Origin of the sequence: Arthrobacter sp. (assembly GCF_031179985.1) — a bacterium.
In the GTDB taxonomy this organism is placed as follows: Bacteria; Actinomycetota; Actinomycetes; order Actinomycetales; family Micrococcaceae; genus Arthrobacter.
The window spans coordinates 18,119-38,401 of record NZ_JAPSHJ010000039.1; the positions used below are offsets into that span (position 1 = coordinate 18,119).

13 protein-coding genes are annotated in these 20,283 nt (G+C 61.5%); 5 read left to right on the forward strand and 8 right to left on the reverse strand.

What is annotated here, in order from left to right:
• Window positions 1–5: 5 nt before the first annotated feature.
• Window positions 6–1,553 carry an ATP-dependent DNA ligase gene (locus RIN13_RS15610; RefSeq protein WP_309108250.1) on the reverse strand — a complete coding sequence of 516 codons (1,548 nt, stop codon included), beginning with the start codon at window positions 1,551–1,553 and terminating at the stop codon, window positions 6–8.
• 577 nt (window positions 1,554–2,130) lie between these two features.
• On the opposite strand from RIN13_RS15610, the gene RIN13_RS15615 reads away from it, so the two are divergent.
• Window positions 2,131–3,144 carry a 2-oxoglutarate and iron-dependent oxygenase domain-containing protein gene (locus RIN13_RS15615; RefSeq protein ID WP_309108251.1) on the forward strand — a complete coding sequence of 338 codons (1,014 nt, stop codon included), beginning with the start codon at window positions 2,131–2,133 and terminating at the stop codon, window positions 3,142–3,144.
• Window positions 3,145–3,366: 222 nt separating this feature from the next.
• Window positions 3,367–3,756 (forward strand): SRPBCC family protein, encoded by a 390-nt coding sequence (locus RIN13_RS15620; protein WP_309108252.1) that lies wholly within the window; start codon window positions 3,367–3,369, stop codon window positions 3,754–3,756.
• Between the two features lie 208 nt (window positions 3,757–3,964).
• Here the strand turns inward: RIN13_RS15620 and RIN13_RS15625 are convergent, their stop codons facing one another.
• Entirely contained in the window at window positions 3,965–5,830 is a 1,866-nt protein-coding gene (locus tag RIN13_RS15625; protein WP_309108253.1) for a substrate-binding domain-containing protein, read from the reverse strand.
• 584 nt (window positions 5,831–6,414) lie between these two features.
• Between RIN13_RS15625 and RIN13_RS15630 the strand changes: the two genes are divergently transcribed.
• The gene (locus RIN13_RS15630) at window positions 6,415–7,380 is read left to right on the forward strand and encodes a sugar phosphate isomerase/epimerase (protein WP_309108254.1); all 966 of its coding nucleotides are present in this window, start codon (window positions 6,415–6,417) and stop codon (window positions 7,378–7,380) included.
• A 274-nt stretch (window positions 7,381–7,654) separates the two neighbouring features.
• Here the strand turns inward: RIN13_RS15630 and RIN13_RS15635 are convergent, their stop codons facing one another.
• The 4 genes from RIN13_RS15635 to RIN13_RS15650 all read right to left on the reverse strand — a co-directional run bounded on the left by RIN13_RS15635 (window position 7,655) and on the right by RIN13_RS15650 (window position 11,634).
• Window positions 7,655–7,864, reverse strand: a complete 210-nt coding sequence (locus RIN13_RS15635; protein ID WP_309108255.1) for a DUF4192 family protein — start codon at window positions 7,862–7,864, stop codon at window positions 7,655–7,657.
• Between the two features lie 1,160 nt (window positions 7,865–9,024).
• On the reverse strand, window positions 9,025–9,324 hold the full coding sequence (locus RIN13_RS15640) for a hypothetical protein (protein WP_309108256.1): 300 nt from the start codon (window positions 9,322–9,324) through the stop codon (window positions 9,025–9,027).
• 88 nt (window positions 9,325–9,412) lie between these two features.
• Window positions 9,413–11,014 (reverse strand): CocE/NonD family hydrolase, encoded by a 1,602-nt coding sequence (locus RIN13_RS15645; protein WP_309108257.1) that lies wholly within the window; start codon window positions 11,012–11,014, stop codon window positions 9,413–9,415.
• On the reverse strand, window positions 11,011–11,634 hold the full coding sequence (locus RIN13_RS15650; RefSeq protein WP_309108258.1) for a TetR/AcrR family transcriptional regulator: 624 nt from the start codon (window positions 11,632–11,634) through the stop codon (window positions 11,011–11,013). The genes RIN13_RS15645 and RIN13_RS15650 overlap by 4 nt, the downstream gene beginning before the upstream one ends.
• A gap of 146 nt (window positions 11,635–11,780) precedes the next feature.
• On the opposite strand from RIN13_RS15650, the gene RIN13_RS15655 reads away from it, so the two are divergent.
• Both RIN13_RS15655 and RIN13_RS15660 read left to right on the forward strand, forming a co-directional pair.
• Entirely contained in the window at window positions 11,781–13,607 is a 1,827-nt protein-coding gene (locus RIN13_RS15655; RefSeq protein WP_309108259.1) for a hypothetical protein, read from the forward strand.
• Window positions 13,608–14,062: 455 nt separating this feature from the next.
• A complete protein-coding gene (locus tag RIN13_RS15660; RefSeq protein WP_309108260.1) occupies window positions 14,063–15,724 on the forward strand; it encodes an ATP-binding protein in 1,662 nt (553 codons plus the stop codon).
• Between the two features lie 175 nt (window positions 15,725–15,899).
• Here RIN13_RS15660 and RIN13_RS15665 read toward each other — a convergent pair whose 3' ends face one another.
• Both RIN13_RS15665 and RIN13_RS15670 read right to left on the reverse strand, forming a co-directional pair.
• Window positions 15,900–16,076: a hypothetical protein gene (locus RIN13_RS15665; RefSeq protein WP_309108261.1), complete on the reverse strand. Its 177-nt coding sequence runs from the start codon at window positions 16,074–16,076 to the stop codon at window positions 15,900–15,902.
• A gap of 271 nt (window positions 16,077–16,347) precedes the next feature.
• Entirely contained in the window at window positions 16,348–19,341 is a 2,994-nt protein-coding gene (locus RIN13_RS15670; protein ID WP_309108262.1) for a DUF6923 family protein, read from the reverse strand.
• Window positions 19,342–20,283 lie beyond the last annotated feature (942 nt).

The following is a 20,283-nucleotide window of genomic DNA, read 5'->3' on the forward strand; positions in this document are numbered from 1 at the left end:
GATCCTCAACCAGGGCCCCTTCTGCCCTGTGAGGTGCGGAGTAGGGCACGCAACGTCTGGATGGTGTCAGCCTCTGCTGCCGTCTTGTCGTCACGATAGCGCTTGACGCGTGCGAACCGAAGGGCGATTCCACCCGGATAGCGGGGAGAATGCTGGACGCCGTCGATGGCGATCTCCACCACGGTGACCGGCTCGGTCCACACCGTACCCGTCGTGCGCCGCACCTCCAACTCCTGGAACCTTTCAGTCTGCCATTGCAACAGCACATCGGTGAGGCCCTTGAAAGTCTTGCCCACCATCACGTAACCGCCGGGTTCGCCGAACTCGCCGATAGGGTCCAGTGCTCCAAGGTGCAGGTTCGACAGCAGCCCGGTGCGCCGTCCTGACCCCCATTCGCAGGCGAGCACCACCAGGTCATAGGTGAGCACCGGCTTCACCTTGATCCAGTTCGAACCCCGCCGCCCGGCGGCGTAGGCCGAGTCCACCGCCTTCACGACCACACCCTCATGGCCGGCGGCCAGCGCATCGCGCGATACTCTCTCGGCAACAACCGCATCCGAAGTGATTTTCCCCGGGATGCGGTGACCGGGGGCGATGCGCTCGAGCACGCCGATGCGTGTGGACAGCGGCTCGTCGAGCAGGTCGCGCCCGTCGATGTGTAGCACGTCGAAAAACCACGGATGCAGCAGCGTGGTGCGTGCCGCGTTCGCCCCGAACCGGGACATGGTCTCCTGGAACGGCCGGGGCCCGCCGTCCTCGTCGAGGGCTAGGGTCTCGCCGTCGAGGATCACATCGCGCACGGGCAGTCCGCGCACGACCTCCACCACCTCAGGCAGCCGATGGGTCACTTCGGCCAAGGTGCGGGTGTAGATGCGCACGTCATCGCCGGCACGGTGCACCTGGATGCGTGCGCCGTCGAGCTTGTATTCCACCGACGCTTCCCCCGTCGCCTCCAACGCCTCGCCGGCACTGCCCGCGGTTGCGGCGAGCATGGGCTGCACGGGACGCCCGACGACGAGGCCGACCGCATCAAGCTGGGCCGCGGTGCCCGTGATCGCCAGCAGGGCGGTCCCGCCGAGGTCGCCGGACAGCATCGCTGCGCGCCGCACGGCCTCGACCGGCCGGCTCGCGGCGCGGGCAACCGCATCCGTCAGTACGCCTTCGAGTGCACCGGTACGAAGTTCTCCGAGCAGCACGCCGGTGATGAAGGCCTGCTCTCGTTCGGTGGCTTGCGCCATCAGAGTCCGAAGGGTGGCGGCGCGTTCCACTGTCGAGCCAGCGCCTGCGGCCCCCAGCAGCCGGTCCAACACAACGTCGAGGTGGGCGATGGTGAGATTCGGTCCAGGAGCGGGCTCGCCTCTGGCCGCCCTCATACTGCTCCAGCCGATCCCCACTCGGCCCTGGCGAGGCTTGGCGGTGAGCAAGCCGACCGCCGTCGGGATGTCCGCGGGGTCGAGCCGGAGCAGCAGGCCTGCCAGTTCGTTGACCTTGGCGAGCCGGGAGCGGGTGGACGCAACGGCGTCCGAGGTCCTCACGAGCTCGTCGAGCAGCATGGCACCATTTTGTCACGGCCGCTGGCTATGGAAAGCGATTTGGCCCTGTTCCAGAATGGGCGCGTGGGAATCATCGTCGCCAACCCGTTTGTCACCCTCGACGGCGTCTACCAAGCACCGGGCGGTATTCACCATGTTCCTCCTCAGCGGCTGTCGGTGGTTGTTCTGCTTCTTCATACTGGGTGTGGGGGAGGGTGACATGACTTGCGCCCGAGGTTAGGGGATCGGTGTCGCCGGACGTCCAGAGCCTGGCTGATGGTGCTGCGTCTTTCCCACAACCTGCCCGCCCTATAAACGGCCACGGGCCTGTCGTTCACCGGCTGCCGTTACGACGGGCTGCTGATTTTCGCCCTTCGGCGCGGGTGTGGAATCGGTTGATACCAGTGGCCCGATGAACAACTGGCCGGGCAGACCCGTTCGTCAAGATCGGCCATACCATTATCGGCCCGGCCTTTTGGGTCTGTTGGTCCGGATGCGGTGTTTGGCTGCGTTCCTGTCCAACGTCCACAGCCCGGCCGTAACATGGAAGCAGACACATGCGTCGGTTTGGCAAGTTTGCTGAAAAGGACTGGAGACGTTGCCGCTCGAAACACTGCCCGTAGTCGACTTCTCGCGGTTGAACGCGGGCGGGGAGGAAGCATCCCGGTTTCGTGACGAATTGCGCAATGCCATGCATGAGGTCGGTTTCCTGTATCTGGCCGGCCACGGCATCCCGCAGGAGCTCACTGACGCCATCCTGAATGTGTCCCGCCGCTTCTTTGACCTGCCCGAAGAACAGAAGCTGGCGATTGAGAATGTCCACAGCCCGCAGTTCCGTGGCTACACGCGGGTCGGCGGGGAACTTACGAAGGGTGCAGTCGACTGGCGCGAGCAGATCGACATCGGAGTAGACAGGCAGGTGGTGGCGCCGGGCCCGGGGGTCGCGGATTATTGGCGCCTGGAGGGGCCGAACCTGTGGCCGGAGGCGCTGCCGGAAATGCGGGAGATTGCCGCCGAGTGGATGGAGCGGCTGAGCACCATCTCATTGGCTCTCCTGCGGGCTCTGGCGGTGTCCCTCGGAGCGCCGGAGGACATTTTCGATGAGGCCTTCGCTGCGCGGGCTTTCCCCGTGCTTAAGGTTGTACGGTATCCGGGATCGTCCAACAAGGAACCCAAACAGGGTGTGGGCTCCCACCGTGACGGCGGGGTGCTGACGCTCCTCCTGGTGGAGCCCGGGAAGGGCGGCCTCCAGGTCGAGCACCAGGGTACTTGGATCGAAGCGCCCCAGGTTCCCGGATCTTTCGTGGTCAACATCGGAGAGATGCTCGAGCTGGCCACGAACGGCTACCTGAAGGCGACCCTGCACCGCGTGGTCTCGCCGCCTCCCGGCACCGACAGGGTCTCCCTTCCGTTCTTCTATAACCCGGCACTGGACGCGAGGATGCCGCAGCTCGCGGTGAGCCCAGAGTTTCAAACCAAGGCGCGCGGCCTTTCGGTTGACCCGACGAACAGCCCCATTCTGGAAACCTACGGTGATAACGCCCTTCGCTACCGGCTTCGGGCCCACCCGAACGTTGTCGCGGTCCACCACGCGGACCTGATGAAAGGCTGACTGTTTACGTCCCAGGCATTGTCTACACCCGGTCCTTGCGGCTGACGAAGCTGTCGCCGATTTGTCCCATAGTTCTTGGAGTTGGAGTAGACGCAAATCTGGACGATGATTCCCCATTTGCTCTTGCCCGAAGACCTCACAGGAATTCTCGTACTCGCCCAAATTTCCCAAAGTCGATCCGGACGGCTAGTTCCGGTTCCAGCCCTTATGACAGGATGGGGCATGCACAGCCGTCACATCAGTGTGGTTATCAACCGAGCCCAGGCGGAAGTCTACGACTTCGCCGCCGACCCTGCGCATCTTCCCGAGTGGGCAGGCGGCCTTGCTCAGAGCGACGTTACACGCGAGGGAAACGTGCTGTTCGCCGCTTCACCAATGGGCCGGATCAGTTTCGTTTTCGCGCCCCGCAACGACTACGGCGTGCTCGACCATAAAGTGACACTGCCGTCCGGGAACAAGGTGAACAACCCTTTGCGCGTCATCGACCACCCAGAAGGCTCCGAGGTCATCTTCACTCTTCGGCAGATGGACCTGACTGACGAGGAGTTCGGGCGGGATGCCAAGATGGTAGAGGCGGATCTAGAGCGCCTCAAGACTCTGCTCGAATCCTAGCCTCGATGCACCGATCGGCGGAACTCCAGCCGATCCGGGCGCGCGAGTCGGCGAATGGGGCAGCGACATGGGCAAAAGAAAGGTGTGCACATTGTGCACACCTTGGCGGCCGGACTGGGTCGTATATCGGCCGAACTGGGCCGGATCGCGGAGTTACCTTGACCCTCCGCGGGTCCCTCTGACGATGCTCCGCATTTGCCTCACGATCCTAGAAACTGGTCACCAGTTCGCCGAGCACCTCTTCGAGCCTGTTCGGATCGGTGGCGTCATAGTAGTGCGCCCCGCTGGCCTTGGCGATTTCCAGCAGAGTGGGGACGTCGGCGTCGGGCCCGTAAGCGAGCGTAAAGACCAGTACCGGCGTCGAGTGGTTCTGATGGCTCAACTGTTCGGAGAGCCCGCCCAGGTCTCCTGGGTGGGTGGAATCATTTTTGCCGTCACTCAAAAGCACGATGGTGTTGATGAACGTGTCTTTGTATTCCTTGGCCTGTTCGCCGGTGAAGCGGCTCACCGCTTCGAAGAGAGGCGTGGCGTCCACGGCCTTGAGATCGTTTAGCTTGCCGAGGAGGTCTGCTTTATTGGTCTTGAACGGGGCTACCGGACTCACGATGCCAGGCTGCAAGGGGCCGTCGTCCACATGGGAGAAAGCGGCCAGTCCAACCTCATCCTCACCCGTGAAGTGGTCCAGTGCCTTCCGTACGGCGTCCTTGGCCCGCTGCAGCTTGGTTACGCCGGGTTCCTGCACCATGGACTCCGAGACATCCAGCAGGAACAGGGCCCTGGCCCGCTTACGGACCTCGGGGAAGCTGTCCTGCATGGCTACAAGCGCCTCCGCCTTGGGTAGTGGCAGTGGCTGGAGCGCCTCAGCGTACCGTCCGGTTCCCGCCACTCCGGCGTCCAGCTTGCCCTGGACGGTCCGGTACCCGGAGGCCTTTACAACGTTTTGGCCGTGTTCCGTAACTGCGAACTTTAGGAAATCCTGGGCCGCCAGGCGCTGCTGGGTCCCTACCCAATCCCCGTCAAGTATTACTGCCGGGTTGTCCGCCACATGCACGCCGTCGTGGGGGTAGATGGCGCGGAGGGGCTCCTTGGGTGGCGGACCGGATCGCTTCGTTATGCCGTCCTCGCTGACGACTCCGCGGTTGTAGTCCCAGACGGACTTTTCATCCACGATCACGGCGGAGAGGAACTCCGAGACCTTCCCGGCCTCGTCGGCCTCCCTGGCGTGCCACAGGAAATGCTCGGGGGTGGCCATGTAGTGGCTGGTGCCCAGTTCCACGGCACGCACTTTCTCCACCAGCGACGATGCGTCCAGGTCCATGCTGTCCACACCTCCAAGGCTGCCGCCGGCGGCTCCATAGGAAGCAGTAAGGGCCATCAGGCCCGACGTCGAGACAAGCGGACTGGCCTTGCCGAACTTGAACTTCCCCCAGTCGCCATGGCCGAGGCGCTCCCAGACGTCCCGGTCCCCGGCCATCCTGAACACCTCAGACCACGACGGCGGTTTGCTGTCCCAGCCGAGGGCACTGGCCATCGTCTCGGGCATCGCGACCACCACCGCACTCCGCGCGATGCTCATTCCCGCTTCCGGATCAGGGCTTCCGTCGGCACTTTCCTTGGCGATGCGCAACCACGCGGAGGAGTCGGGCAGCCAGATGGCCGGCCTGTCGCCGGCGGTAACGCCGGGGAACTGCTTGGCAACCTTGCCGGCTGCGACACCCGATTTTTCCTGGGTCAGGGCCGGTGTCACGCATTTGCCTTCCACACTGCGGGGCTTCGCCGTGTATTCGGCCGCCACGGACCGGACCATCTCAGCGTTCTCCAGCGAAGTGAGGATGTTTAAGGAAATGCAGGGAGAGGACCCGGCGACGGCGGCAGGACTGTCCTGCGCCAAGGGTGCGCCGGCCGGAGGTCCGTTGTCATTTCCGGCTGTAGGCCCTAGTCCCGACTCGGCGGGAAAGATGAGAGTTCGCAGCACGAATGCGCCGCCAACAATGAGAAGTGCCACGGTGGCCGCAGTGGCGATCCAGATCCAGCGTGGATAGCTCGGGTCAGTTGCTGCACGTCGACGGCCCATGCTCGTTTCCTTTGAAATCCGCCGGGTTCCCCCGGTGTGGATGCAAATAATGAAACTGGCCCGCGGCAGTCACACCGCGGGTGCGCCTAGCCCCCCGCCCGGATGCCCCCGCAACTGGATACGCTCTTTGAGGATAACCCCGACGGACGCAAGGTGAGAGTTCGAATTCACGTTTTATTGAAAGTTTGTGGGGTTCCGGATCCCAGCTTAGCTTCCGGTACCCTTCCTTGCTGGGCCAAGCCTCCTGGACTCCATCGCATCTAACGCGACCTCTGTGCTGGCTTCTTGCCCCTTCGTAACTGCTATCGCCCATTGGGCGTAAGCTGCCCGTCGCTCAGTCGTGCAAGTTTCCGCGTCTCAGCCCGCAGCCCCTGGAGCTCATCGCCAGCACGGCCCTGGACATAATTTCCAACCCCGGCGCAGAGCGAGGGAAGCAATCCTTCTCGTCGGGTTTCTCCGGGGCCAAACTACCTAAACGGCTAACACATTGCTATGTAAGGACATTAAGCCTAATCTTCATCTAAAGTTTTAGAATGGGAGGGTGATGAGCCTCCGCCGCCCATCGACGTACGAAGGAACCATGTATGCAGCTTGGACTTATCACCGATTCGCTTGGATCCCAACCCTTAGAACAAGTACTCGATACTGCGGCAGAACTTGGCATGGAGACTGTGGAAATTGCCACCGGCAACTGGTCCGAGTCCCCGCATGCGAACCTCCAGGAGCTCGTTTCGAGCGCTACGGCACGCAACGTTCTCGCTGAATCCATCAGCTCCCGTGGGCTCACTTTGAGCGCACTGAACGCCAATGGTAACCAACTCCACCCCGTGACCGGCCCAGCCCACGACAGGGTTGTACGGGACACGATCAAGGTGGCCTCCGAGATGGGAGTGCCCACAGTGGTGTTGATGTCCGGGCTTCCCGGCGCGCGGGGGGAGAAGGCACCCAACTGGATCACCACGTCATGGCCGCCGGAGACACTTGAGATCCTTGAATACCAGTGGGCCGAGGTGGCAGAGCCCTATTGGGTTGATCTTGCGGAATTCGCTCGGGCCCACAACGTCCGGCTGGCTGTTGAAATGCATGGCCGTCAACTCGTCTTCAATGTAGCAACCATGAAGCGGCTGCAAAGCATTGTGGGTGACGAGGTCGTTGGTGCTAACCTCGACCCGTCTCATCTGATGTGGATGGGCGCGGACATCCTTGCGGTCATTCGTGCGCTGGGGTCATCGATTTTCCATGTCCACGCCAAGGACGCCCGCATCGAGAGGCCCAATGCGTCCGTCAACGGCATTCTTGACACGTTGCCCCCTGCCCGCACGGCGGACCGTTCCTGGAACTACGTGACCCTCGGCTTGGGTCATCCGGGCGGCGCTGCTTTTTGGGCCGATTTCGTTTACACGCTGCAGTCGGTTGGTTATAACGGCCCGCTGAATATCGAGCACGAGGATGTCATTGTGAACTCCGGCGAAGGTGTCCGCAAATCTGCCGAACTCCTGCGTTCCGTCGTGCTGCGGGAGTCCCCGGACTGGGCTCCCGCGCGTATTTAACCGGACATGACTTAGGCCAAATTTTTTCTATGTTTTTTCCTGGCTGGCTGCTCCGAGTTGTCTAGGTGCGTGGGCTGGTAAGGACATGTGTCGGGCAAAAGGTGGTGTGGACATTGTCCACACTTAAATCTGTTTTTAACACTGGTCGAGGTTGTCTTGCTCCCTCTCTCGTAGCCCTACAAGCAGTCATTGACGGCACATGGGCCGAGCGACATGACTACCGCCGAGCAAAGTTCTGACGGAGGCTGCTGCTTCGTCCGAGGGGCCTTCCTTGTCATACGCGTCCGGGTGCGAGGTAGTCGGCGACGGGGCGGGCGTAGGTGCGTTCGGCGCCGTCGTGCCGGGGGCGGTCGACGCGGAGGGTGGCGCCGATGTGGTTGCTGTCCAGGGTGAGGCAGACCAGGCTTTCCTGGGGCCAGCAGACGAGGATGTGTCCGATGAAGCTGAGCAGGTCTGCGGGGGATTCGATGGTGGGCGTTTCCATGATTCCGGTTCCTTGATCGCCTTGCCGGTGCTTGATCCCGGCCATTGGATGTAGGCGTCGTTCTGATAACGGAGTCACTGCTGGGATCAGGGGCCGGAGTGCAACTTGGGGAACCGGCGAAGCCGGGAAATTTCGTAAGGAAATAAGTGACGGAGGAGCGCCGAACGAAATTTTGTGACGCGGCCGGCGCTTGGCGCCCTGGTTGCGCGGAGGGCCCGCCCAGCGATGATCGAGTATCAGAATGACAAACAGCGATGATGCTTTGGCTGTTCATGGACACGCAGGGACGGGGCAACATCACGCAAAGTGGTGAGTGTACCGTGGCGCAGTTAGACCCCATCAGTCTTCGCCAACGCATCCATGATGGAAAGCTCGCACGGCACCCTGAAGTGTATCCGGACCGTGTTCCCAGGCGATGGCTTGTCGAAGACCCGTTCGCCCTCAGCATTCAATGCCGCAGCACCAAGGCCAGCGATTCCTGACCTTTAGGCCCAGAAACCGCGCTGGACCAGCAAACAGCGAGCGAAAGGCAACGGGGGCAGTGAAGTGGGCGGTGTCCGGTCAAAGCCGCTAGTCGATAGACCATTGGCCCGGAATGGGCGGTGCGAAGTAGGACAGGTCAGTCGGACCTAATCACACCAAGCAGCATAGTCCGGCGCCTCAGACAAGGCCGCTTTCGTCGGCGGCAATGACGAGTTCCCCGGCCCCGTATTCTCTTAATCCCGAACGATTTGCAGTTGTGAGACCATCGGTTGTTAGACGGCATTTCGAGACAGCCCGTATCCGTGTCGGCACGCGGATTTTGGAAGTCAGCGGGGGAGTGGGCCGGCTTGTCTCATTAATCGATCGTTTTTGAGATTGATTTCTTTGGAAGGTGCCAGGGCATCGATGACCAATACCATGGCGTACTGAGCGTTCGACTTCCCTGCCGCTGTAACCAAACAGATTCCACGACATGAAAGCTGCCCATCCAGGCAGATGGCGCGTGTCCCGTTGGTGCAAGTACGTCCGAAAGGAGGACTGTTGATTGACTCCAGAGGCTTAGAAGCAGGAGTTGCCGCCAGCTGGATTGACGCGCCGGAGGGCCTCCATGAGAATGCTGCCAGTCGCACACCCGCAACGCAACCGGGGGATGGGAGCGCAGCCCCTCCTGCTCGGGCCTAATTCAGTACCTCTTGGCCAACGGCCCTAAGTACGTCTGCCATCGAAACCAGACCATAGCTCAACACTCGCGTAGGGTCATCAACCATTTTTTCGAGATTACCCAAAGACTCCGTTAACTGTCCGATGGTGAATGATGAGGGTTCGTTATAGACGTCATAGAGACGCTCAGGTGGAATGGACCAGAAGTAGTCTTTCTCCAGCCCTATTTCTGGACCTTCTACTTCCTCAAGATGTTGCAGTAGCACCGCTATCGCTTCCTTAAGGAACTGAACTGAAACGCGAGTTGGTTCATCCATGATCAGCCCTACTTTAGCTTGTCGATCTGTTGTTGGAAGCCCTTTATCTCTGTTTCGTTCCTGTTCTTCAACCGCGACGCCGCATCGTCTACGCCCGGACCGGGAGGGTCACCACGGAGGGGTGTTGGGGGTCGTGGTACACGGTTTGGTCTGCTGGACGAAGGGTGGTGGCGGTGGCCCTGGGCTCTCCTGTGCCTGGGTTGCGGGCATAGCGGGGGAAGGCCCCGCTGGAAACCTGAACCCTGATGCGGTGGCCCTGCTTGAAAAGGTAGGCGGTGGGCCAAAGCTTCACTGTTACTGCGGCGAGTTCGTCCGCAGCGGACAAACTGGTCAGTCCGTCGCAGATGTTGTGCGAGCGGCCGTCGGGGCCGACGTCACACAATCTAACGAATACGTCAGCGTTGGCGAGGCTGGAGCGGAACCAGATCTCCGCGCTGACTTCGCCGATGATCTCGACGTCCTCATCGAGCGGGGCTGTGGTGTAAGTGAGCACGTCTTGGCGTGCCTCCAGTGCGGTGTTGTCGACGCGGCCGCCGTGGTTGATGCTGATGCCTCCGGCCGCGGGGGTTGGGTCGCTTGGATCGTAGCGGTACCGGTCAGGTTCCGATGCCGCGGACGGTCCGCCGGAGAGTCCGCCGTCGGGTTGGAGGTGGAACTTCTTTGGTGCGTAGCCCTTTGGCGGCCACGAGTCGAAGTCCCGCCATGAGTCCTCGCCCATCACGAACAGGCGGACAGGGGGGCGGTGGGGCGGCTGCTCGCCCTTTGCGTACGCCAGCCCGAACTCGACGGCCTCGAGGACGCCAGTGTTGTGGAACGCGTTGTGCGTCCATGGGCCAACAGTCAGGCGGGCGGGAAGGCCTTCTTCCTGGAGGACTTGGAAGTCCCGGAGCTGGCCGGGCAGGAAGATGTCGTACCAGCCGCCAATGGAGCTGACCGGGACGCCCACGTTGGCCACCCGATGGGTGTGGTCGGCGGCGGCCCAGAATTCGTGTTTCGCGTCGTACCTCAGGACGTCCTGGATGTATTTTGAGCTGTGGCCGATCGCGGCGACGTCGGCTTGATTGAGAGGCAGCGTCTGCAGTGCCCGGGCGGTTTTCTTGGCTTGGTTCTTCGTTCGGAGCATCGCCCAAGGACGTTCCTGGACAGCAGTCATGACCCCCCATTCAAACGGAAGCTCAAGGGACATGCCGTCCTCGCGAAGGAATTCCAGGGTCAGTGCGGATTCGGTTACCTGGGGGATCATTGCCTTGACCTGTGGCGGAAGTTGATCGGCCACCGCCCATTGGACAAATCCGAGGTAGCTTTGGCCCACCAGCACCATTGAGTCTCCGAACCAGGGCTGCTTTATCACCCAGTCCAGTGTTGCCAGGCCGTCGGCGCGCTCTTGCCGCATGGGGTCCATGGTCCCGCCCGAGCCGTATCCGCCGCGGGTGCTTTGGATCAGCACCTGGAACCCACGTTCGGCCAAGGGCCTTGCCATGACGGTGCCAAAAATACCCGCCCGGCCATAGGGGGTGCGCACCAGGGCCGTCGGCAACCCTTCGCCGCCCTTCCGCGGCGCCCACCGGTCCGCCAGGAGGTCGACGCCATCGGGCATCGGCACCCGGAGCTGCTTTTGAATGACGAGGTCGCGGCTCAGGGGCGGCGGAAGTTCCAGTTTGCGCTGGAGGATGTGGCTTGTCAGGGTCATGACTTTCGCCCTTTCGGCGGTGTTGTGGCTGTTCTGTCAATAATTGCGGGAAGGGCGGATGCCAGTCGCATGAGCCGGTCCGCGAACTCTTCAGGGTCGAGAGGGTCTGCACTCTCCACTACCCAGGTGTTGACGACGGCGGCCCCCCCTCCGGTGAGGAAGGTGGCAAGGTCCTCTTCTCCCTGCGTATCGAGGGAGCCACCGGACATCTCGTGCACCATCTGCTTGTTATGGGGGATGATCAGGCCACTGAGCGCCTTGTTCAGCGCGAATGCGCAGGAACTCGTCAGAACAGCCCGGTAGAACGACCTGTGCTCCGCGAAATGCCGGGCCATGGCCAGGGTCCCGTCTCGTCCGCTCGCCCTGTTAGCAGCGGCCGCCATTCGCGGCAGTAGTTCACGCGTCGCGAGATCAACGGCGGACTGCAGGAGAAGGTTGTCCCGGTCACCGAAGTGCTGGTAAACCACGGGACGGCTTACATCTGCCGCCTCGGCAATATCTGAAAGAGGAACGGCAGCCGTGCCCCTCTCGGCCACCAGAGCGACTGCGGCCTGCATAACTGCAGTCCGAGATCGCCGGACCCGCGGGTCCTGGGCGTCTGGATTTTGATTCAGTTTCATGAATCAAAGTCTATACACACGTAAACAACATGACATGTGTAAAGTACTTATGTGTCCACAGATGTGGAACGCAGCAACCTCTCAATCAGACGTGGCATGGATTCACCAGAAGCTTTGTCGTGTCCGGATCAAGAAAGTCCCTTCCGATGCTTACATCTCCAACTGATCTTGTGCGGGTACCCCGCGCCGCCGGGTTTGTCCGCACAGTCCGTTCAGCAACTGTCCGGGGCGTGTCCGCGGGCGTGCTGCTTGCCGCGGGTTTCGGCTTTGTGGTTGCGCCAGCTGCGCATGCTGCCCCGGGCACGCCCGGTGTGCCGGGGGACCCGGTGGTGCTGTTCATTGAGGACTTCGAGAATCGTGCCCCGGGTTCGAATATCCGTTTGGACGCCTACACGGGGACTACCGGGCAGGAGTATTCCGCGGACCCGTATTGGCTGAGCGGCCCGGCGTGCAACGGTATGGTGGTCGATTTCACCACCCCGCACAACGGCACGGACTGCAGTGCTATCAAGCCCGAGCTTGCGGCCGACAGTTTTCAGGCGACAAAGGATCTCGTGAACGTTCTGGGCGTCGTTGGCGGCTCCGAGACCCCGGCTACGAACTCCGGTGTCTCGGCCTACACCGAAGGTGACGGCCCCGCCAACGCTGTCGAATTCCAGACCGTCACCCCCATCACGTTTCCGGCTGCGACCGGCCGGTTCGTCACCTTTGGCGTGGACGCGGCGGCTCTGAACTGCAGAGAGGACTTTGTGCGGGCGGACGCGGAGACTGACCCGCTGCTGGCTTTCCATCTGAAGGACAGCACGGGTGAACACCCGGTCTCCAACGAGCCGATCGACGTGTGCGCCGACGGGACTCCCCATTTCATCGACCGTCCCTCCAGTAACAACACCGCCCGGGCCGGCAGCTACGTTGCGGACGGCTCCGTGTTGTTGACCGGTGACTCGTTCGGCATCGTCCTGCGGAACGTCCTGGGCAACTGGATGGGCAATGACCACGCTTTTGACAACATCACGGTACTGGATGTCACCCCGCAGCTGGACAAATCCTTCAGCCCCGTAGACGTGCCCTTGAACGGCACATCAACCCTGACCTTCACCGTCACCAACACTTCAGAACTCGGCGCAAAGAACGGCTGGTCATTCACCGACAACCTGCCCGCCGGCCTGACCCTGGCATCGCCGGCAGCGGCCGCTACCACGTGCCCCGGCGGCACGGTGACAGCCGTCGACGGCGGCACGTCAGTCGCAGTTGCCGGCAACCTCAGCGAAGGCATGGCCTCCTGCACCGTTACCGTGGACGCGACTTCAGGTACCGCCGGTGTCTACACCAACGGGCCGGGCAACGTCACCGTCACGGGCCTGAATCCGCCGGGCAACGCTACCGTCACGTTCGGAGGATCCCTCGCGCTGGTCAAGTCCGTGGCTGAAGAAGCCATCACGGACGCAGGACAGACCCTGCACTACTCCTTCAACGTCACCAACACCAGCAACGTGACCCTTGCACCAATCACCATCACCGAGACCGCGTTCTCCGGCACCGGCGGCTCTCCACTTGTTTCCTGTCCTGCCGGCGCCGCGTCCTTGGCGCCCAAAGCCCAGGTCACCTGCACAGCGGAATACACCGTGACACTGCAGGACTTCAACACCGGCATCATCACCAACACCGCCGTCGCCCATGGCGGGACCACCAACGGCCACGACGTCGTCTCAAATCCGTCCGATGCTCAGATCAAGGCCATGCCGCCGGTCACCCCCGCTGAAGATCCGGGCACCCCGGGCAACACACCCTTTGGCGAGCCCATCTCACCCGCCTCCACCCCGGTTGCCGAACCGAGCACCACACCCTCAACAGAGCCGACCGCCCTGGCCTACACAGGTGCCCCACAGTTCGCGCTTCCCCTCGGGCTGGTGCTCCTCCTCGGCGGGGCCGTTTTCCTCATCGTCAGCAAACGGAAGCGCCTGCGGCACTAGAGAGTCCAGCTAGGACTCAAACCTCTAACTGGGAAGCGGACAGGAGGGCCTGCTCGATTTGAGTCGGCTCTCCTGTCACTTGCGCCGGAAGCAGATGCCAGGCCCTTCTACCGGGCGCGCACAAACCTGCCGTCCCATCAGTGGCGGCAAGTCTCCTGCCGGTCGCATTCACAATGTGAACGCGAAGAACACCTTGGCGTCACGATCCGGTCTGTGCCCGTCAGTGTCCGGGCCAACAGCATTCAGTCCGGCCCGGGGCCCGCAGAGGCAGCATCCTGTGATGAAGAGAGAAATATTCAATGTCTGTCAGTTCCATCCGGCCGCCCGACCCGTGGGCTTGGCATCATTTGGAGTTCTCGCGCCGGCCGTTCCAGGAGTACCAGTTGAGGGACAGGATTCTCTTATGCCAGCTGTCTCTTTTTTTGGTGTCAGAGTTTACGGGAGTCCTGTTGTGGGTGTCTTTTCAGGAAGGCCTGGGAAACCCGCTTCTTGTCGGATTTCTCCTGTCCCAGCTGGGCATCTTGCTGCTTTGCTATGTGGTCCCATGGGATCGCTTGCCATATACCAGCTATCTGATAATCCCGCTGTTGGACTTCGTCTCGATCGCTGTGGGGAGCGAAGGCGGTGAGGAAGGTCGGGCGGGCATCGGCCTGCTCGCGGTTTTCCCGGTGATCTGGTTATGCGCCTCCGGCTTCTATCCGCGGTCATCGCTATGGCTTTCATTCCTTGCACCGCTGGGCATCACCTGGTTACCTGCTTTCCTCCACGGGACCGTCTCCGTGCAGGATCTGACGCGTCCCCTGCTCGTGCCGGTGACGATATTCATGCTTGGGTTCTCGATTAGGTTCCTGACCCGAAGCGTGGGCCGGCAACAGCGGGTTTTGAGGCAGAAGGATGAACTGCTTCAGGCAAACCTGCGCAACAGCCAACGGCAGGAATCGCTGTTGAATACCATCTTGGAAACCGTTAACGTGGGTGTCCTTGCGGTTGATGCGGAGGGCAATGACATCCTGATGAACCGCAAGCAGCGGGCCAACCACGAGGTGGCGATGCCGCTCAGCACCCCGGGCGCCGGGTCCCAGATACGTGTCTTGGAGGCGGACCGAACCACGCCGGTTCCGGCAGAGGAGCGCCCCTATCGCCGTGCGCTCCTGGGAGAAACCTTTACGGACTACCCGGTCTGGCTGGGTACAGGCAAAGAACAGAGGGCGATTAGCGTCGCGGCCCGGCCTATAAAGGACCCGGATGGCAAATTCATCGGATCAGTGCTTTCCTTCAGCGACGTGACAGAGCTCATGAACGCGCTGGCGGTCAAGGACGTGTTCGTCTCCAACGTCTCCCACGAGCTCAGGACCCCCCTGACGTCCATCCTGGGATATATCGAACTCCTCCAGGACGGCGACCTGGCCGAGGACCAGAAGCAGCCGATGGAGATCATCAGGAAGAACTCCGAACGGTTGCTTATCCTGGTATCCGATCTTTTAGCCCTCGGGCATGATAAGTCCGTTGTGAGACGGGAACCCGTGGACGTTGCTGAACTGGTCCGCGCCTGCGTATCCGCCGCCCTGCCCAAGGCCGCCGACTGCCGAGTGGACTTGCAGGTATCCACGCCTGAGCGCTTGGACGTAAATGTTGACGCCAGCAGCATCTCACAAGTGGTGGAGAACCTGGTGTCCAACGCCATCAAGTACTCGCCGGGAGGCGGCAATGTGCTGGTTGCCCTCGAACAGCAGGACGGGGAGCTGGTCTGCCGGGTCAGCGACACCGGCATGGGAATGAATACCGAGGACCAGGCGAAAGTCTTCACCAAATTCTTCCGGGCTGGCAATGTACGCGAGTCAACCATCCCCGGGGCCGGCCTGGGCCTTTCCATCAGCAAGGACATAGTGGAAGCCCACGGCGGCACCATCGACGAGCGCTTGTGGATGGGTGACACCGTGACCTGGTTCCACCGGACCATTGAACAGTATGTGGGTGCGATTAATGGTGCAGGATTCAACCTGACAGCTTTGCGCGAGTGCGAACCGGAACCCGGCCGATTCGGCGGAGACGAAGCCGAGTTGGTCCGCAGAAGGCGTGTTCCGTTGTTCTTGCTTCTGTCGGCCCGCGCAACCTGAAGCTCGCTCGGTCGTTTCGCTCTCGCCGCCCGGAACGGTAGTGGAATGAGCCGTGGACCGGCACCTCAACGGGTTCCGACGATCGCGTTTGCGAGCTGGGGGAGTGCCGGCCGCGGGAAGTGTCCCAGTTCTGAGGAATTGAGACGACCGCGTGTAACCGTGCAGGGCAGGCGTCTTAGGTATCTGAGCGGTGGCGCGTCACTACCTGAGCCCCGTAGGCCAGGAGACCGACTATTCCCGCCAGGGCGAGCATGACGGCGAAAGCCAGGATTTGTCCGAGGAACATTATTGCGGCGACGCCGAGGGTGGCGGCGTAGGTGAGGGTGAACGCCACTGTTGATGGATCGTTCATGAGGATCGGGCGCGGGGCATGGTGGAGATCATGGATAGGACTTCTTTCTTCCCGTGTTGATCTTGGTCTGTGCTGGTTCGCGGGTCGCTCCCACCGGAGGGGACTCCAACGACCAGGGAACCGCTGCTGTTCGTCGATCGGGCGGTCAGGGCATACAACAAATGCAGGCCCTCGGGTCTCATGGGGGCCTGCATCTGTTTTTTGCCGCTGGTTTTCATCAGTGCCGCTTCCGGTCACCGCCACACCAGGGGGAAGCAGCGGTGAGCGAAGATTAGGTTAAGGGGAGTGCCCCTTCCTCTTCCTGGCTGGCTTTGCCGCGGCGAATGAGCCTCAGGCTTACGCCTGCTGCCAGCAGCAAGCCTGCGACGAGCAGGAGTGCGTTCATGGCGGGAGATCCCGTGTTGGCCAGGGGACTGGCCGCCGGTGTCTCCGGGAGCGCGGGGGGCGTAATGGGGTTGATGGTGCAGAGCGGGCTGTCGGGAGTGCAGTTTGTATCAGCGCCGAGGGCATTATTCAGGACATGGTCCCCTTGTTGCTCGAACGCCTTGACGGTGACCGTGTAGCTGACGGTGTAGGTGGCGCCCACCGGGACGGATCCGTCGATATCGATCCGTGAGCCGTTCAGTACTGCAGTCAGGGCAGGGTCCGAGGAGACGGGTCCGCTGGTAAGGGTTGCATCATCGAGGACTTTGGAAAGGTCATCGAATTCATCCAACGTCGCGGCGGCCTTCCCCGTGTTCCCGAAGTGCAGGGTGTACGTCAGTGACTGGCCCGCTCTGACGGGGGTTCCGGAGGACGGGTCTACGCTCTTGCGCTGCTGCAGCGCAGCGGCAGGAGTCTGGACTGAGTCACACGCCTCGTCCGTGTTCAGGGCTAGTTCGGCCGGAATGCACGCCACGTTCACCAGCAACTGGTCACCGCCGGTGGAGTCATAGGTCACCGAGTAGGTGACTGTTGCTGTTGCGCCGGCAGCGAGGGCACCGGACCAGTCCAGTTTCTGCGCACCGGAATCGAAGGAAACGGTGCCGGCTGTGGCGACGGCGTCGTTGTTGTAGGCGGCGTCGTCCAGAACCTTGGAGAGGTCATCGGAGGATGTCCCTGGCCTGGTGTTGGTGAAGTCGCCGGGGCCTTCGTTGGTTACGACCAGCGTGTAAGTAACCACAGTGCCGTTGACAGGCACTTCCGTCGTATCTGCTGTTTTGGCGATCGTTAGCCGCGGTAGAAGGTTCACAATCGGGTCGCAGTCGGGGGCTTCCTGGGCCGGGACGCAGGCGGTATTGGTTACTACGCCGTCCCCGCCGGGTTGCAGTGCGGCGCTGTAGGTGATCGTGGCGATCTCGCCAGACTTCAACGGACCGGACCAGGCCAGGGTCGTACCTGTCAGGACCGGGGGTGCAGAGGCGGAACCATTCGAGAAGGACACTGCAGCGTCGTTGTTGAATGTTGCGTCGTCAAGGACGGCGGAAAGATCATCGCTCATTGATGCGGGTGTTGTGTCTGTGTAATCACCGGTCCCGGTGTTTCTGACCGTGACCGTGTAGGTGATGGTGTCTCCGCCCCTGGTGTCACCGGTCGCATCCGAGGTCTTCTCAACGGACAGCGCTGTGTCCAGGACCGTGACCAGATAATCCTCTGCCTCACCGCCTGCTGCGCTGCCGGTCGGCTGGGGGTCGGCAACAACTTCACCAAAAATCCTGAACCGGGCGAAGCTGTCCGTTGCTGTCGTTCCGGCAGGGAAGGCCAGCTGGTAGCTGTTCGTGCCCGAGTTGGCCGGCACCGTCGCCGTCACCCGTTCTGCGGTTTGGAACGCTCCGTCGCCGTTCAGGTCAATCCATCCGGCAAGGGTCACGTCCACGTTGGTGTTGTTCGTCGCGGAGACAGACACAGTCGATGCCTGATTCCGGGTAATGAGGATCGGCTCCGCAACGCCGTTTTCGTCGGCGCCGTCGCCATCAGCGGCAGCAGACGGCTGACCGTCGGACTCAGTATCTATGGTGGCTCCGAGCATCAGCGGAGCTGTGCTGGTGGCGGAGTCATAACCGGTCACGTAGTGGTTTGGTCCGTTGGCGGCTGCTGCTGTGCTATAGGACTCGGGCGCGTCGCCGAAGTCCTGGGGCGCCGGGCAGCTTGGCGTGGATGAGGAGTTGTTGGTGGGCTCGGGATCCGTTTGGTTAGCCAGGACTGTGGCTGTGTTCAGTACACAGGTGGACATGGTGGCTGGGGCGTCTGCTGTGATGGTGAATTCCTGTGAGGCCCCAACCGCCAGGGTGCCGCTGACGCAGGTGACGTCGTTACCGGTGACTGTGCACGCTGCACTGTTTGTTGCCACGTTTGTCAAGGGCGAGGGAACTGAGTCGTCAACGACGAAGCCGGTAGAGCTACCGGGGCCGTTGTTTGTCACCGTCAGGGTGTAGGTGAGGGTGGTGCCGGGGATGAACTCGGCTGGACCTGTCTTGACGATCGCGAGGTCTGTAGGGATACCTGGTGAGGAGGTTCCGTCGTTCAAGGAGCTGGGCGGCCCGCTGTTGGAGGCCACCACAGTGAAGGAGGGAGTTGCTGATGCCCCGTCCGCAATGGCGATCTGGTAAACAGTACCGTCGTTGTTGGTCGAAGCGCCGAGATTGCCATTGCCGTAGGTCCAGACTGCACCCTGTCCCTGGCCCAGAGGCAGGACCTGCTCGGCGAAGGTAGTGACAGTGCCCGTGGCAGGATCGATCCGAACCATCTGCCCGGTAGCCACCCTGACACTCCACAGGTAACCATCAATATAGGTGAAGTCAGCGATGCTCGGGGCGGCCGACAGGTTAACGGTGCGAACCAGAGCCCCCGTCACATGATCGATTACGAGCATCTCTTGACCGGAACCTCCGGCCATAACGTAGAAGAGGCCGTCGCCGCCGAAGGCGCCCACATTAATTCCGGGAGTGGGGTGTGTGGCAGTTCCGATTCGTGTCACGTATCCGTCCTGGCCTACCCGTATCACCGATCCGGCGGGGATCGTGGAACCGTCTCCACCCAAACCGCTGCTGCCTGAAATGGCGTAAATGTAGTTATCAACCGTGCTGTATGCAATGGCGTTATACACCAGTCCGGAGGGTGGTCCTACAGCGGTAAACGTCGTTGTACCCGTTCCATCCGTTGTCGACGAGTACAGTGTCGTGGGCCCCCCTCCGGAGGACTGGGCCACAAAAACCGATGCGTCGGCAGAGTTGAACGGATCACCCGGCGCTGCCTGGGCCGACGGTGCGGTAACGGCCGGTGCCACGAGCGACAGAAGACTTACCAAAAGGACAAGAACGAGCGCCATAACGGTGCTGCGACTGCCACTGGGGCGAACAATCGAAGGTCCCAGAAAGGGCGCTGGACCTATCGAGGAATTTGTGTTCGTGCGCGGAAAAAGCAACAGACTACCACCCGTCGGTTTAGATTAGGCCGACACGACCCAAACGATTCTTCGGGTACATCTTCGACAATTGAAGTCAGTCGAATTTGCTTCCCCCAGACGCCTTAATAATAAATGGAATTAGTGGCGTGTCAATTGTTTATGCACGATTGCACAAAATGGTGAGCAGGCAGCAGGTAGCTACTGCTGACATTGTCATACCGACTTTGGGGGTATGGGGACCGCCCCCGCTGCTGCTTCAGGGGACTGGGGTTCTGGAGGCGCTAACGTGCGCTTTGGTGCCATCTCCGCAACTGCCGAATTCTCGAAGCTGGCAGCTGATAATAATCAGCAGGCTTATCTCTTTATTTACTCCTGAAGACATTGATGTAGGGTGATAAACGATGTGCTAAGGCCATAATTTGTCCGTCTAGTTAGAGGTAATTACTCGCAAAGGGGCAGTCTTGAGGCAATCCCGTCTAGGGCAGGAAACCAAATGATATTCTCGTGCACGTCTCCGTGGTCCCTGGATGAGTACGAACGAACCAGTCCTGGTGTTGGTGGAAGCGTTTCCCGCTTTGTTACTGGCCGGTATTCTGTTTTGTGTCATGAAACCCTAATCCTTGGCGTATAGGGGGTGAGCGATGGTCTTTCGCTCAGATGATGCCGGGTCGGCGAGGGGACACAGCAGTGGGGACAATGGAGGCACCGGTAACGCCGGGAACCGAAACAGAGGGTGCGGAGACAGATCTGATCAATGGAGTGCGGGACGGGGATTCGTCGGCGATGGCCGTGTTGTATGAGCAGCACCGGGGGCCGGGGCTG